The 16336-nt window shown below is 56.9% G+C and carries 11 protein-coding genes; 7 read left to right on the top strand and 4 right to left on the bottom strand.

Translation table 11 applies throughout. The annotated features are described in order from the left end of the window. Positions 1–105: 105 nt before the first annotated feature. The 6 genes from ACR0FE_RS17610 to ACR0FE_RS17585 all read left to right on the top strand — a co-directional run bounded on the left by ACR0FE_RS17610 (position 106) and on the right by ACR0FE_RS17585 (position 7707). On the top strand, positions 106–939 hold the full coding sequence (locus ACR0FE_RS17610; protein WP_480914307.1) for a FecR family protein: 834 nt from the start codon (positions 106–108) through the stop codon (positions 937–939). Positions 940–1008: 69 nt separating this feature from the next. Continuing rightward, entirely contained in the window at positions 1009–3228 is a 2220-nt protein-coding gene (locus tag ACR0FE_RS17605) for a CHASE2 domain-containing protein (protein WP_480914305.1), read from the top strand. A gap of 162 nt (positions 3229–3390) precedes the next feature. Beyond that, complete coding sequence (locus ACR0FE_RS17600) at positions 3391–4440, top strand: patatin-like phospholipase family protein (protein ID WP_480914304.1); 1050 nt, start codon at positions 3391–3393, stop codon at positions 4438–4440. Between the two features lie 138 nt (positions 4441–4578). Beyond that, complete coding sequence (locus tag ACR0FE_RS17595) at positions 4579–5607, top strand: catalase (protein WP_480914302.1); 1029 nt, start codon at positions 4579–4581, stop codon at positions 5605–5607. Continuing rightward, positions 5597–6313 carry a hypothetical protein gene (locus ACR0FE_RS17590; protein WP_170681703.1) on the top strand — a complete coding sequence of 239 codons (717 nt, stop codon included), beginning with the start codon at positions 5597–5599 and terminating at the stop codon, positions 6311–6313. Before ACR0FE_RS17595 ends, ACR0FE_RS17590 begins: the two co-directional genes overlap by 11 nt. Continuing rightward, positions 6310–7707, top strand: coding sequence for a Dyp-type peroxidase (locus tag ACR0FE_RS17585; protein WP_480914300.1), 1398 nt, complete (start codon positions 6310–6312; stop codon positions 7705–7707). The genes ACR0FE_RS17590 and ACR0FE_RS17585 overlap by 4 nt, the downstream gene beginning before the upstream one ends. A gap of 6 nt (positions 7708–7713) precedes the next feature. Here ACR0FE_RS17585 and ACR0FE_RS17580 read toward each other — a convergent pair whose 3' ends face one another. The 3 genes from ACR0FE_RS17580 to ACR0FE_RS17570 all read right to left on the bottom strand — a co-directional run bounded on the left by ACR0FE_RS17580 (position 7714) and on the right by ACR0FE_RS17570 (position 13358). After that, positions 7714–10899 (bottom strand): ATP-binding protein, encoded by a 3186-nt coding sequence (locus ACR0FE_RS17580; RefSeq protein ID WP_480914298.1) that lies wholly within the window; start codon positions 10897–10899, stop codon positions 7714–7716. A 152-nt stretch (positions 10900–11051) separates the two neighbouring features. After that, positions 11052–11975: an SMP-30/gluconolactonase/LRE family protein gene (locus ACR0FE_RS17575; RefSeq protein ID WP_480914297.1), complete on the bottom strand. Its 924-nt coding sequence runs from the start codon at positions 11973–11975 to the stop codon at positions 11052–11054. Between the two features lie 195 nt (positions 11976–12170). Continuing rightward, positions 12171–13358, bottom strand: a complete 1188-nt coding sequence (locus ACR0FE_RS17570) for a YcaO-like family protein (protein ID WP_480914295.1) — start codon at positions 13356–13358, stop codon at positions 12171–12173. A 38-nt stretch (positions 13359–13396) separates the two neighbouring features. Between ACR0FE_RS17570 and ACR0FE_RS17565 the strand changes: the two genes are divergently transcribed. Beyond that, positions 13397–15898: an adenylate/guanylate cyclase domain-containing protein gene (locus ACR0FE_RS17565; RefSeq protein ID WP_480914293.1), complete on the top strand. Its 2502-nt coding sequence runs from the start codon at positions 13397–13399 to the stop codon at positions 15896–15898. On the opposite strand, the gene ACR0FE_RS17560 is transcribed toward ACR0FE_RS17565, so the two are convergent. Next, positions 15892–16335: a hypothetical protein gene (locus ACR0FE_RS17560; protein WP_480914291.1), complete on the bottom strand. Its 444-nt coding sequence runs from the start codon at positions 16333–16335 to the stop codon at positions 15892–15894. The genes ACR0FE_RS17565 and ACR0FE_RS17560 overlap by 7 nt on opposite strands. Between the last annotated feature and the right edge of the window lies 1 nt (position 16336).

Below are 16336 nucleotides of genomic sequence, written 5' to 3'. Positions count from 1 at the left end.
TTGGCTTGGTTAAAAGTGTGTTTGGCAGTTTGCCTTATTGTGATTCTGCCGTCGCAGGTCGTCGCAAATATCGGAAAAGTCGTTAGTGCCAAGCAAGGCGCTCAGGTGACGCGTGCCGGAGAAACACAAGCGTTGCGGACGGGGATGGAGGTCGACTCGGGTGATGCGATCGCGACTGACGGATCAGGCGTGGTTCAGCTTGTGTTTGTCGATGACACGAAAATAGCCATCGGCCCCAATGCGCGTATGGTCATTGATGTCAAAATGCTGCGGAACAACCGCAAGGCCAAGTCCTTTGCGGTACAGGCACTGGGTGGCAGCTTCCGGTTCATTTCCGGAAAAAGCAGAAAGCGGGCTTACTCCATTTCGACGCCATCAGCGACCATGGCGGTGCGCGGAACGACTTTCGATCTCTGGATTGCTTCCGGCGACCAAAGCGCGATGCTGGTTCTGGAAGGCACTGTTCGAATGTGCAGCCTGAACGGGTCGTGCCGATCCACAGGGAGACAATGCAGCCTTTTTGCGAACAGTAAGGGTGGCGGCGTCGGACGGCCGGTGGATCGCGAGCAATACAGGAAGGCGCTGGAAAGCGGTTTCCCGTTCGCGCGGTCGCAGGAAGGGTTGCTTCCGCCGCTTCAGGTCGAATTCGGCGGCTGTTCCGAAAACGCCAGGCCGGTTCGCTTCTTTGCATCACCCGGTCGGTCTGAACCCCGCCCTGCGCCGCCCGGTGAAACGAGTACCAATGAGGCGCGTGCTGTGTCAGATCCCGCCCCGCCAGACAACCGCCCGGATCCGCCATCCCAACCGGACCGTGACCCGGAGCCTGAACCCGAGCCGGAGCCTGAACCCGAGTACGATCCTGAACCTGAGTACGATCCTGAACCTGAGTACGATCCTGAGCCTGAAACAGAACCCGACCGTGATCCTGAAGTCGAATAGGGTCTCCCGGGAAAACGACTCGGACCGTATTGTCGAAACAACGTGACCCCCTTGCGCCCGGAGGCAGAGGTGACAGCAAGAACAAGGGATAAAAACAGCCGAAAATGGGCATTCCGTCTATTCGGAATTGTTTTGATCCTGTTCGGTTGCCTGGTTCGTTCGATGGACCCCTATCCGGTTCAGATGTCCCGTCTGATCTACTTCGACATCCTGCAAAGACTGTCTCCACGCGAATACAATCCCGACTTGCCGGTGCGCGTGGTCGATATCGATGAAACTTCCCTGGCCAATTGGGGGCAATGGCCCTGGCCACGCACGTTATTGGCGCAAATGGTGAAAAACCTGGGTGAATATGGCGCGGCGGTCATCGCCTTCGACATGCTTTTTGTCGAGCCGGATCGGTTTTCGCCTTCCCGTCTTCTCAATGACCCGGCGCTTGAAGGGTTGGTTGATATCGAACCAGGTGCAAAGGCACTGGATAACGATGTCTTGTTCGGGTTCGAAATGGCCCATTGGCCAGTCGTGCTGGGCGTCGCGGCGCGCCTGACAGGTGGCGACCGCGAGGTGCCACCCAAAACGGGCATTGTCGAAATTGGCGACTCGCCCACGACCGGTTTGATCTCGGTTCCACACTGGGCGCCCCCCGCCGAGCCGCTGGATCGCGCCGCGGCTGGCATCGGAGGGGTCAATGTCTCGCCATTGGGCGGAACCGGGGTGGTCCGGCGCGTTCCGGCACTGTGGCGCGGACCTGATGGAGTGATGCCGGGGCTGGGAATCGAGGCGCTGAGGATTGCACTGGATGAACCCATCATTCTGGCAGAGGGGTCTCAGGACGAACCCGGAATAATGCTGGGCATCGATGTTGGAAGTTACGCGGTGCCTACAACGGAACACGGTGAGATCTGGGTGAAATACCGGCGCGACAATCCAGATCTTTATCTGTCGGCAGACCGCGTCATGCGTTCGGCCGACGATCCGGATCTGCAGAAAAAAATCGAAGGCCGCATCATTCTTGTCGGCACCTCGGCAGCTGGTCTGTTCGACATTCACCAGACGTCCCTTGGGGAATCGGTGCCCGGGGTGTCCATTCATGCGCAGATTCTGGAACAGATCCTGACAGGCGATATGTTGAACCGGTCAGATGTCATCGCGGCGCTGGAATTGATCGCCTTTGTCATTCTTGGGCTGGTAGTCACGGCAGTCATGTCGAGCTTTGGAGCCGTTGCGTCTTTTGTTGCCGGCGGCATTGCGGCAGCGGTTGTGATGGCGGTTGGCTGGCTGGTCTTCCAGAACCAGCAGATCCTTTTTGATGTGACGTTCCCGATGATTGGCGGAATGGCCAATTTCGGGTTGTTGGCGGGCTACATGTTCATTTCGACAGAACGCGAAAAACGCGCCATTCGAAAGGTGTTCTCGCACTACGTCGCGCCCGAAATTCTCGATGAGATGGAAGCAACCGGTCATCAGTTGCATCTGGGCGGTGAAATTCAGGAAATAACCGTTATGTTCTCGGATATCCGCGGGTTCACGCCGCTGTCCGAAGGGGTGACCGCCACCGACCTTGTCGCCCTTCTGAATGAGCTGTTCTCTGAAATCGGGGACCAGATCCTTCTCGAGCGTGGGACGATCGACAAATTCATCGGTGACGCCGTCATGGCATTCTGGAATGCGCCCCTGCCGGTCAAGGATCACCCGCATCGCGCCGCGTTGGCGACATTGAACATGCGCAAAGCACTGGCTGAATTCAACAGATCTGACATCATGAAGGATCGTCCTCCGCTTGCCCTGGCAACCGGATGTGCGACGGGTTGGGCTTGTGTCGGCAATATCGGGTCGCGCAGCCGGTTCAATTACACTGTCATTGGCGATGTGGTGAACGTTGCGGCGCGCATCGAACAGAGCTGTCGCAATGTCGACTATGATATTCTGGTCTCGAACTCGGTACAGGAAGCGACAGAAACGACCCTTGCCACTCTGCGGGCCGGGTTTGTCGATCTGAAAGGCAAATCCCACCCGGAACCCGTGTTTGCGCTGGTGGGCGATCAGGAACTGCTTGAAAGCGAACAATTTCAGAAACTCAGCGCAGAGCATTCGAGCCTGCTGGAAGCCATTCGCAACCGGCAGCCGCATCTCAGGATCATGGAAATGTGCGATAAATGCGCGACGCTTGCGAAACCCGTTGAGCCAGGATTGCTGAGTTTCTACCGCGCGCTTCCAAGGCGTGCAGCAGACTTCCGGCTTGATTTCCCTACCGACAAGATCCTGTTCTCGCACAAAGACCGCGCCTGATTACCAGACGCGCCCATTGTCTGCCAGGTGCTTGTACCCCGGTGACAATTTTCTGATGATATGGGAAAGAACGAAACCGAAGCAGTCAGACAGGCTCGCGGAGGGGTGATACTTCGACCCGGTCCGCAACCCTTCTCTGAAAACAATAACGGGGTAAATCGGATGCCATTCAAACTGGTTTCCTGCGACGGTGGCGGAATTCGTGGATATCTGACGTGCCGTATTCTGCAGAGTTTGCACGAGGAAACTCAGCTTCTGGACAAGGCGGACGGTTTTGCGGGCACATCGACCGGTGGACTGATCGCGGTGGCATTGGCCGACGGACGGACCCAGGGCAAGGATATGGCCACGCTGATTGGAGAACTGGCCGCACACTACCGGGACGACGCCGCCACGATTTTCCGCGAAAACGAACGCAGCCTGCTGGACAAGGTGGCGGACAGGGTGCTGCAGAAATTCAAGCTGGGCGGCGGACCGGGCATTGCGGCGGCGCAGTACAATGCCTCGGGTTTGGCGGAAATCGGGCTGTCGCTTGTCGGCGACCGGACCATATCTTCGCTATCACGCGATCTGGTTCTGGCGGTCAACACTGTGTGCCTCCATCGCAGTGACAAGGTAGGCTGGGCGCCGTTCACCATCACAAACCATGACGTCGAGCGCGACGCCTGGCTGGATATGAGTGCGGTCAAACTGCTGGACGTGGCCATGGCCAGTTCAGCGGCGCCGTCCTATTTTCCGCCGCACCTGATCAGGGCAGAGGGGGTTGATTACGGCTACTTTGCCGATGGCGGCGCTTTTGCCAACAACCCGGTGATGAACGGAATTAACGTTGCCATCGCTGCGGGCCGGGCGCCGGGGCTGGACCAGATCGAGGCCCTGTCGATCGGCACCGGGCAACAGCCCACCGACATCTCGGAACAGATGATCCGGGATCCCGACGACTGGGGTCTGCTCAAGTGGTTTGGCGTCACTTCCAACGCGCCCAAGGGTGCTTTGATCGAATTGCTGCTTACGACATCGGCCGAGAACCTGTACTGGATGGCCCACCTCGTTTTGAAAGACCGTCTGGTCCGCATAAACCCGCCTCTGCCGAAAATGGTCGGATTGGCGACCCACAAGCCGTCGTCTTACACCCTGATGGACCAGGCATTCGAAGCCAGCAAGCAAGGCAGGGACTGGGCCAAGGCCGTCGAGATGGCGCGCCGCTGGTAAGGGTTGCATCACGTTCCTGTCGTCAGGGAACCGCGACCCAAGCGCGTGTACATGTGACGTTTTTATTGCCTTTGGGGCCGCAGCCGTTAAGGTTAACACACAGGTATTAGTGATTAATTAACGCTCAGGGGGGAAAATATGAGCGCTCCCGTCATTGCCGAGCAGCTGGTTCATGTATTGCATCGACCGGATGGCGATCCCAAGCTGCGACCGGTTCATACAATAGGCATCAGCGCGACAGGTTTCTTCAAGCCCTCTCTGATTGCCCGGAACTTCTGCGCCGCCGACCATTTCCGTTCCGACAAGACGGATGTCATCGTTCGGTTCTCGAACGGCTCGGGATGTGCCGCCGTACATGACGGCTGGTCCGACGTGCGCGGTATGGCTGTCCGGTTTCACCTTTCGGATGGCACCGACACCGACTTGATCGCCATGACGCTGCCCGAGTTCTTTTCGTCGACGCCCGAGAACTTTCTGGATTTCGCCGAGGCGGCGAAACCAAAAATGTACTATGGCGAGTCGCCGTGGCGGAAGATCATCAACCTGCTGCAATTGATCCTGCCAAAACGGGATCCCTACCCGAACGAAACCATCAGCCCGGATGACGGTGCCATCAAGTTCGCGGACGAGAATGCCGAGGCACAATTGGGCGTTCTGCAGGCGGCAGCCATCGGCGCGCCCGTCAGCTATGTTCGCGCGGCTTATCATGCGGTTCATACATTTATTGTCACCGGCGAGGATGACGTAAAGCGCTGGGTCCGTTTTTCATGGCAACCGATCGCCGGTGTTCTCAAAACCGATCCCGCGGAAACCCCGGACGATGACTATTTGCGGCAGGAGCTGAAAGACCGGCTGGCAGTCGAACCCGCACGGTTTTCACTGATGATGGCCATTGGTGAGGTGGGCGACGATTTCGAAAATTCGGCCCGGCCATGGCCGCCGCACCGCAAACGCATCATGATGGGCACACTGACGCTGGACGCGGTGCCCGAGGATCAGATCGAGAATGCGGAAAAGCTCAGCTTCAATCCGGGCCTATTGACGCCCGGGATCGAGGTTTCAGAGGATCCGGTTCTCAAGATCCGCATCGAATCCTACGAATTCTCCAGCCAGCTGCGGGACGCAACCCCCTGCCCATTCCCCAAGAGGCCATCCGATGACACGTAAGGACAGCTGGTTCAATCGCTACGTCAACAGCCTGCCCGAGCGGGGATGGTTCAAGTTCCTGTCGCGCTACGTCGTGGTGCCGTTCTGGATCTGGAAAGAACCCAAGCCCAAGCTTCCGGGCGGGCCCAGACCTTCGCCACAGCCCAGTGAAAACGTCCAGCGCATGATGAACCTGATCATGCCGCTCAAGGATCCTTCGCCAGCCGGACGAGCGCATGCGACGCTGGCGATTGCACAGAATGTGGACGAGATCTTTGCCGGCCTGGACAATGTCGGAACCGTTCATTTCGCGCGTTTCCTGCTGATCGAAGACAAGATTTGCATGATCTCGGTCTATGACGGTGATTTCAGCAACTACATCCGCGATTTCATCACCACCATCGGCAGTGTTTTCAACGATGTTATTTCGCTGGTGGACGGTGCCGAACACCTGATCCCGACGGAACACAACGTCGAGGAGTTCATCGACTGGGTGCAGGAACATGACCTGTTCCAGGCCGCCGATTTCCCGACTGATCTGTTCGGGCTGCAGGACGCCGCAAAAGGGCTGCCGCCGAACCAGCCGCCGCACAAACTGGCGACGTTGCCGCGTGAGTTCGTTCTGCAATTGCACGCGAACCGCAATCTTTCGTTGGGAGGAGGCTATCGCGCCTATCCCGGAGTTTCCGCCGCGCAGGTGCGCCAGAAATTTGGACAGGGCTGGTGAACACAAAATTCAACCTCGCAGACATTCAGGGCAATATCCTGCGTGGATATCGCCGCAATCTTGTACGTCATCTGGTTCTTGAGGTCAGCGACCGCGCAGCGGCCCGGCAGTTTCTGGCGGCAACAGTGGATGACAGCCACGGCGACGTTCCGGCGATTACCCGCGATGTTACCTGGACCGTCAGGCCGCCGTTCTGCTTCAACATCGGAGTTACCTTTGAAGGGCTGCGCGCTCTGGGTACGCCGGCTGAGCATCTTAAGACCTTCCCGACGGAATTCGTTCAAGGGATGACCAAACGGGCGATCAAGATCGGGGACTTCGGCAAAAGCGCGCCCGAAAACTGGCCTGCTCCGTTTGACAAGCCCGAGCGGATACACCTGATTGCATCGGTTCATTCCGACACCGAAGACCATCTTGATCAGGTCGAGGCGCAAGTTGCCAAGGCCTTCACCATTCTCGGTGTGCGCAATGGGCGGAATCTGCCCGAAGGGAAAGTGTTCTTCGGGTATGTCGACGGCATCTCGCAGCCGCGCTTCAGGCATGTCACCGATCCAGATCAGGTGGGTGTGGATGAACCCATGGACCCGCTCGGCACGGCGCTGCTGGGATATCCCACCAAACAAGAAGGCGTGCTGTTCCGCGTTCCGTCCCCGCACGAGCTGGGATTCAACGGGTCTTTCAATGCCTTCCGGGTGCTGCAACAGGACGCCGCCGGATTCGAGGCCTATCTGGACAAGGCCGCTACGGAACTGATGAGCCATCCCAAAAGGGCCCTTTTGGCGGACCCGAAGAAACTGCATCTCATCGTCAAAGACCCGGATATGCATGGCGCCCTTCGCGAAGTGGTCGCGGCGCAGATGTGCGGGCGCTGGCGCAACGGGACCCCATACGAATTGTCGCCAAACGCCCAATTTCCCGAGGAAGAAGTCTCGCTAACCAATTTCGACTATTCGCACGGCTCACGCTGCCCGGCCGGATCGCATTTGCGGCGCGGCAACCCGCGGGGCGGGCCGATCGTTCAGCGCATTGCGAACTACACGCGGCGACTGGTCCGACGCGGCACGTCTTATGGCCCGGACTTTGACCCCCAAAATCCCGATACCGCAGAACGCGGTCTGTTGGGCAGTTTCATTGGTGCCAATATTGGCGCGCAATTCGAGGCCGTCATGTGCGACTGGATCAATCTCGGTCTGCAGGACCCGAACATTACCGGCGCAAACGATCCGCTGCTGGGTGCGAATACGCCCGAAACCAGTTGGTTCGATATGACCCTGCCGGATGGTGAAACGATCCGCCTGCGCGGTTTTCCGCGCCTGATTTTTGCACGGGGCGGTGCCTACACGTTCCTGCCAAGCCTTGCGGCGATCAAGTACCTGTCCGAGTTGAACACCTGAACCGTCTTAACCAAGATCCGCCAACGCCGCGTCTATTCGGGCCAGCATTGGCGTCTGCCCGGCCGTTTCAACAATGACGCGGGCTTTGGTCAGGTGTTCGAAGGCCAGTTGACGCTTTTTTCGAGCCTTGTACAGAAGCCCCATGATCATGTCGCAACGGGCGATGTAGTGGCCCTTGTCGTCAAACTGCGGGTTTTTGCGAATTTCCGCGATCATCTGGATCAGCTTCTTCTCGCCAAAAATCATGACCCAGACAACCGAGCGGAAGTTCTTCAAGAACACGCCAAGCGAGCTTTCGCCTTCGCCGGTGAGTATGGCCAGATACAATTCGCATAAGAACAGCCGGGCCCAGTCGGCAGACACCTGCGTTCCTTCATCCGTGCGCTTCCGGATCGCATTCTCGACTTGTTGCAGCCCGGCAGCCACCTGGCCGTTCAGCGCGTAAGCCACACCCAGCATCGTCGCCGGGCCCATCGTGAACAGGGTCCATCCCTTTTCGGCGCAGTTGTCTATGTGTTTCTGAACAATCTCGATGGCCCCGGGCTTTTGCAGCGGCACCATGGCTGCGACCCGGGCCGCCTCGGCAATGGCGAGTTCAAATTCCACCTGTGAAGCCTTGCGCGCCTCTTCGGCCATTCGAAGCGCCAGTTCGTGGTCGTCCGTGACCATCGCAATCAGCGCCTTCATCGCGGTTCCGTAACCCAGCGAACGTGGGTCATTCTTGGATGTCCCGATCGCAATCATCCGGTCCGATGCCGCATGCGCACGCGCAACACGGCCCCGGGTCAGTTCGTTCCAGCCCATCGTTGCCAGAAAGAAGTTCTGGATATACGCGTCATCGATCTTGCTGAGAATGTCCTCCACCTCGCGCGAGCGGGCGTCGAATTCCGTGTTTTCAATGGGGGCAAAATATATGGAAACCGAAAGCTCGTTCACCATGGCATATGCCTGCGAGGCCGGGTCCCCCAGTCGTTTCGCCATGGCGGTCAGTTCCTGCTGAACCCAATGCGCTTCGCGGTATTTGCCGTTGCACACCAGGCAGGACACATAGTGGTGCAGGAACAGCGCGTGATGAGGGTTGTCACCAACCTGCGCAAGAATGGGCCGCACTGTCCCGGCCAGTTCGATAATCGTCTTGACCCGCAAGGAGATGTTCGAACAAAGCGCGAAACTGGACAGAAAGCGGGCAAAATGCTCTTTCGAGGCTATATCGGGGTCGCGCTGATACAGCTCCAGCGCGGAATCGAAATACCGGTTGGCTTCGTCCAGTGAATAAACGCCAAGGCTCTTGTCACCCGCCATCACGTTATAGCGGAAGGCCTGATCTGTCCGATCGGTCTGCCCGTAGTGAAAGGCCAGCGTGTCCGCCGCTTCCTGCAACCTGTTCGCGTTTCGTAACGCCAGATTATCGGCAATCGCAAGATGCAGTTCAGACCGGCGCGAAGAGACAAGGCTCTGGTAAACCGAATCCCGCAACATCACATGTTTGAAAATGTAGTCCGACGAATTGGGTTCGCGATACAGCACATCCTGTGCCTGCAAACGCTTCAGTGCCGCCCCCGTTTCTTCCGAGTTCTCGACGAGTTGCGACAACAGCCCCGGATCAAACCGCCGTCCAATGACGGCTGCGGCCTGCAATACCGGTCGGTCCTCAGCCAACACCCGTTCCATTCTGGCGGTCAAAAGGCTGCGCATTGTGACGGGCAATCCGCTTTTGCTGATGTCAGCATCAAAACTGGCTTTGCGCCCCTCGACACGCAACGAACCCTGATCCAGCAGAAAGCCCAGGATCTCTTCGCCAAACAACGGGTTTCCTCCGGCCCGTTCCACCAGTTGCGCGGCAAAGCCGTCCGGCAGAACATCGACACCTAGCCGGTGTCGCGCCAGTTGAGCGAAATCTTCGGTATCCAGAGGTTTCAGGGCAACCGTCGTAACGGACACTTCGTCCAGCCATGGCGGCGTGTATTCCGGCCTGCGGGTCTGGATGAGCAGTAGATTCTTCAGGTCGTCCCGAAGGATCAGAGCACGCAGAAGATCCTCGGTCGCGCTGTCCATCCAATGGGTGTCTTCGATCAGAAGTATCACCTGCTCTTTTTCGCAGCGTGCCTTCAACAACAATGGAAGCAGTTCTCGCGTGCGCAATCCGATCAGAACGCCGTCCAGTCCATCCAGCGATCCGGCAGGCGGCGTGAGGCCCAACAGGTTCAGAAGAAGTCCCAGGTTTTCATCGCTATACTGATCCCAGATCCTGAGACCCGCTTCCAACTTGTTGGCAACTTTGACGGGATCATCGCCGTCGCTGATCAGGAAAGCCTTTCGGACAATTTCCAGAATTGGCAGAAACGGAACATGTTGGCCGTCGGCAAAGCAGTATCCCGTCAGAACCGTCGCACCCTCGCTGCCGATCCGTTGCAGGAACTCGAACACAAGGCGGGTTTTGCCAAGCCCCGGCTCGGCAACCAGATCGATCGCCTGAAGCCTGCCTTCCGTCCGCGCCAGCGCCGCTGACATCACATTCAACTCGTTGGTGCGACCGACATAGCTACTGAGACCCTTGGCCATTGAGGCGTCGAACCGGGTGGCATCATCGTGAATGCCCTGCAGTTCCCAGAGCTTTTGCGGAGCCGAGAACCCCTTGACCTCTTGTTCGCCGAAAAAGCTTAGCTCTGTCACCCATTCGACCAGCCCCCGCGTTGTATCGCACAGCAAGGTGCCGCCGGGCGGGGCGAGGTTTTCCAACCGTGCCGCCAGATTTACCGTACTGCCCACCGCGGTCGTTGGGCCATCGTCGCCCTGAACGGCCGCCATCAGGACGTTGCCGGAACTGATACCAACGCGCATGTGGGGGCGAACGCCGAACCGGGCCTCGATACTGTCAGCCTCGGCATGAAACGAGGCATGGATCGTTTTGGCCGCCCGACAGGCCCGCAGCGCGGGGTCTTCCAGCGCGTCAGGGATTCCGAACAAGGCCATGATGCTGTCGCCGGCGAATTCGCGCGCTGTGCCGCCATGCTCTTCGACGCCTTTCACCAGCATGTCGTAAACCAGCCGAACGAACTCCAGCGCTTTTTCTTCGCCCAGTTCAGCAACGATTTGGGTATAGCCGACCATGTCCGCGAACAGTACGCAGACCTGGCGCCGTTCCCCCAGATCAACCGGTCGACGCGTTCTTATGTTGCTGACATCCCCCATTTTGACAGAATGTTTACAACACCTTGGCATCTCTCGCCAGCACTAGGCATCACCTTGCCGTTAAGGCAAGCGTGGCTGACAGCCAAAATGTCACGGGAAATGCTACCGTGGGTTGTGTCCGGCGCGCGTAGGTCAGATTTCGTGCGAAACCTTCAGGCAGTGAAGGCCAGTTTCAGCCCTGGGCGCGGCCATCTGGTTTTGTAGATCTTGCCGGTGCTGGACGCCGTGATCCACAGATCACGCATATCCGACCCGCCAAAGCACATGTTGGTTGTAAACAGATCCGGCACCGGGACATGCTCGGTTGTCCCGTCAAGGTTGAACACCGTAATGCCACCATTGAAAATCGTGCCGACGCAAACGCGCCCGTCTTCTTCCACCCTCAGACTGTCCAGCCACTGATATCCGGGCAAGGTTTGCACGACATTGCCGGGCATGCCGGGAATCGGTCCCGCTTTGACTTGCCCCGGTCCAGTGATTTCCATCGCCCAAAGCCTGCCGAATACGGTGTCCGAGACATAGACCGTCTTGCCGTCTGGCGACAGTCCGACCCCGTTTGGCATTGGGATTGTCGCCGCTTTGATCAGGGTTTTTCCGTCGATTGAGGCATAGTACAGTCCGCCATAACGCGTCGACTCTTCATCCTCGATCCCGGTATCGGTGAACCAGAAGCCGCCAGATTCATCAAAGACGATGTCGTCCGGGGCGATCAGCCGCTTTCCTTCGTAGGAATCGAACAATTGCGTGACGGCACCGGTTTCCAGATCAACGCGGTGAACCGACCCGCCCTGATAGTGCGGACGAATGGGAGCGGGAACCGTGATCTGGTCAGGACCAAATGGAACGAAACTGTATACGCCTCCGTTGTTGCAGACATATGCGGCCCCATCAGGTCCGATCGCAACGCCGTTTGGTCCGCCTGGAATTTCGGCAACCTTGGCAACTTTGCCATCCGTGCCCAGTCGAACCAACGTCTGTTCCTTGATGTCGACGAACAGAATCGATCCGTCGTTCATTGCCACGGGACCTTCCGGAAACCCCAGTCCGCTGCATACTTCTTCCAGTTTCAATGACATTCTCAAACCCCCTGTTCGCGCCAGTTCTGTCGACTGTCATAAATTGTATGACGATGAAATATCGTTACTTTTCAATCTACGAGCCCAGCACGTCAAGACAAACCGTACACAAGGATGGTCCTTCCTGACGGGTCCGTGACGTAAGGTAGCCGTGCCAGATGGGTAGGACATTCTCGCAAGACAGGCCTGTACCGCTCACAACCGCAGGACGACCTTGTTCGGGGTCTTGGCGATCGGGGAGAGGTCCAATGCGTCGGCTTGCATCAGGCGCGGAATTCCAAAGCGGGGTTTCCAGTGGCACAAGTCGGGCGAAATGGCTCGCCAGACAGGCAGGTTGAATTCCGGCCTGGTCAGGTCGACAAACGCAACGCGGATCCCCGCGGCAGACAGCCTGTTTCCAATGCTTCGTGGTTCTTTAGGCAAGGGCGACGGGGCCGGCGATGCAGATGATATAGGGGGCGTGTCGATAGAAACCTCGGATAACCAGCGCGCCAATCCCGGTCGTCTGTGCGCTTCCTGTGCGCCGTTCTTTATCACCAGAAACATTTGCGCCATCTCGCACAGCGCGCTGAGCGCAGCATGTCGATACGTTGGTGCCGAAGCAAAACCAAATGCGATATGCCCCCGGGCGCTGACACCCGTCGCGGCCACGCTGGGAACTTCCAAGTCGGTGGTTATGTTCACAAGCGTCGGAACCATGTCGTGGCTTTTACAGCGCTCGATAAATGCTTCAACTTCACTTCCCAGCAGGCGCGCTTCTATTGTGGGCCGCGACCGGCAACCGTACCACCATCGCCCGGTCGCATCGCGTTCTATCAATTCGAACAAGGCAGCACTTCTTGCTTGGTTGTCGGTTTGTCCTGCCGCACAACCGTTTGTGTCTGTTCTGGAAAACACCTGTGTGGACTCGTCATTGATGAAAACCGAGTCTGCCGGAAGCCAGATTGGTTGGCCTTGCAATCCCACGCCCTGTATCCAATCAATTTCCTCGGATTGGGCATCAAGGATTTCATCGACACCGGAATAGTTCGCGTTGAATTTGTCAGGGCGCGACAACTGAGTTTCAGAAAACCCGCAAAGCATGCGGGGATTCCAAACCTCGCCGGAAAGCTGATCTTCCCTGGCATGCGCAGTTACCAGATCAGGCCACCGGCATGCGCTTGCCAGTTCGATTGCCGACCCGACCCCGCTTTCTATCGAAAGTCCGTGCGTCAATCCCCTGCCAGAGCCCACGCGCCCGGCACCCAGTAACGCGGATTCAGGCCAAAGCGGAAAAGCGTTCAGTGATGTTTCGTTGGGGTGGACCAGATTGCAATAGGCCGGCCAGCCATCCGGCGAAACGCGAACTTCATCGAAATACTTTGAAAGTTCATCTATACTCATGAGGCTAATTGTAAAGAATCCGTAGTGTTTCTGCCATAATGGAACAGATTGAACGCATAACGCCTGTTGTTTTGACCCCGTCGAACAGCGCCTCTGCGGATGTGTCCATACTTTTCCTGGACATGGTGTCCTACAGCCGTCGCGTCGCTGAAAACGAAGCCAAGACACTGGACTTCATGTCAAACTGCTTCGATGCGATCCGTATTCTAGCGCGCCGATTTCGCGGTGAGTTGGTCAAGACAATGGGCGATGGCGCGTTGCTGTACTTCTCAGACGTGGAATGTGCTGTTGATTTTGGGCTGGAACTTCACCGGATAGTTGACAAACAGCAGGTTGAGGAAGCTGAACCGTTCTTGTTCCGTGTCGGAATTCATATTGGGGAAGTAAGGTTCAAAAATGGGGACGTCTTCGGGCAGACCGTCAATATTGCGTCCCGTCTTCAAAGTATCGCAGAACCCGGCGAATGCATAATATCGAAGGACGTTTTTTCCACACTATCGGACAAGAGCAGCCTTCAGTTTGAATCCATTGGCGTTCCGAAGCTCAAGAACATCACAGCCCGCATCCCGGCGTATCGTGTTCTGGACCCGTTGCAACGCAATCGTTTGACTGATTTGCACCGGTTCACCGGCCTCAATCTCATCGGAACGGACGGTGCCGACCCCGCCGCGACATCGAAACCGCTAGGGACCAGGGCGCGCGGTATTCTGGCATATCTTGCGTTGAATTCGGGCGGCTACGAGACGATCGAACGCATCGAAACGCTGTTTGGCGGTAAGGAAGTCGTCAGTGCCGCGCTCACTGAGCTGGCGGAAAGCGAAACTGGTCTTGATGTTCAGGTTTTTCCCGATAGCGCGTTGATCCATCTTGATGTGGAACTGGATCGCACGGACCTTGGGGGAATGCTTGGCGATCTAAGGCAAAACAAGGTTCCGGAAAGATTGATCCTGGAGGCCAACTGGCCGCAGGAAATCCTTGCAGGTCTGGACGATATTACCCCACTCCTCGACAGCTGGCTCAGGATTACACGCGAGCGCTGGAAATGGTTGCTGCTGAGTGAAATGGAGCGTTTTCTTGAGCGCACCGATCCCGGAAACGAGCAGCGAGAGAAAGTTGCCCAGATCATCCTGTTACAGGAGCCTGGGCACGAAAGCGCGTCACTTGCGAAGATCGAATGCCGACTGGAACACGAAGACCGGGGTGGAGCGCTCGAGGAATTCAAAAGGCTCAAAAAGTTCCTGTTCGAGCATTACGGGATCTCGCCGGGTAAGCGCATTCGGCAGTTGATACAGGCGATACGAGGGAAAGCACCGGCACCGGAACAGCCACGCACAAGCGACATTCCGTCAAATATCGGACTTAAGATAGTCGTACACACATTCCAAGACGAATGCGTGGATTCAACTGCTTGGGAAGTCTCTTCATTTCGAGACGAGCTAATTGCCAACCTCTCCCGTTTCCGCGACTGGTCGGTTTTGGATGGGTCGGCAAGTTCATCGGACTCAACGAGAGCGTCGGGAAACATGATTTACGATGTCGAGGGACGGCGCCACATGTCCGGAGACCAGCCCATGATGGCTCTTATCCTGAAAGAGGCCGAAAACAGCAGGGTGATATGGTCCGAGGAGTTTTGCTTGTCCTCAGAGAACTGGCACGATGTACAGCACGAAGTTCTCCGATCAATTGCTGCCAAAGTAAGAAGTTACATTTCACTCGACCGAATTTCTTCGACACTCGGTACGTCTGCCGGAGGCAAAGACGTCACGGACATGTGGCTGCGCGCCGATCGTGCGCTGATGGAGTGGACCGCAACCGGGGCGGAAAACGCAGATGCGATTTTTCGTGAAATATTAAGAAACCACCCTGACCACGCACCGTCTTTGTATCGTATTGCCTCGATTTCGAACATTCAGCATGTGATCTGGCCCGGCCGGGTACGCGATCAAAGTGAAATAGAAGAGGCGGACAGTTTTGCCGCACGTGCCGTTGCCATCGACCCGCTCGATGCCAGGGTTCAGCGAACGGTCGCCTGGACGGCCGCAATGAACGGCGCTTTTACACGGGCATCGATGCACCTGGAACTGGCTGCCAAACTCAACCCTTCAAGCCCAGCCACGTTGGCCAGTTGTGCCATGGGCTTCGCCTGGTTCGGCGACTATGACAAAGCCAAGTCGACCCTGACGCAATGCGAAGCCTTGTCCGAATTATTGCCGTCCTGGTGTTGGGCCTACCACGCCTCAACGTATTTCTTCCTCGACAGGCTGGAAGACGCCCTGCGGGCCGCCGAGTTGGGGGGCGACAGTATCCCGGACACGCAAGGCTGGCTGGCTGCTGTCCATGCCAGAAGGGGTGACATGGATAAGGCTGGAAGCGCATTCCACGCCTTTTGGCAAAAGGTTTCGGAGCATTGGACAGCACAAGATGAGGCGACGCCAGAACGGGTCGCCACGTGGTTCGCCCAGGCCTTCCCGATCAAAGAGCTATCCGACCAGCAAAAGCTTGGCGATGCAATTCAGGCGGCACGATTGGCGGCTTATTGACAGCGGTTCAGGAAAACCACGGCAAGTAGGTATTTTTTGGCTTCATCAGAAGCTGAATCTCCGCCCGACAACTGGACAACATGATCTGCAATCGTCCCCATATAACCATCAAACATATTCGGATTTTTTTCGGGGATGGGAATTGTCTTTTTGCACTGGTTTCCGATCTTCCTATCGTCTTCCAGGTTTACTGTAAGCTCGCCGTCGGAAAATGTGTAATGTACCCCATCTTGTTTTGTTAATTTCTTGTCAATGCCGTCTTTAATAGCAACTATGTTGCCTTTGCCCTCCATTTCGTCAAATACATTCTCAAAAAAATCGTTGACATCATTGCCAGCACCACCATGATCTTTCATCCACTCATTGATGTAGTCACCGGCGTCAATCATTCCGTTTTTAACATCGTTATTATTATCTTTGACCAATATGTGTGTCATA

It is taken from the genome of Ruegeria sp. K7, assembly GCF_056531785.1.
This window is presented reverse-complemented; position numbering and strand designations above follow the sequence as displayed.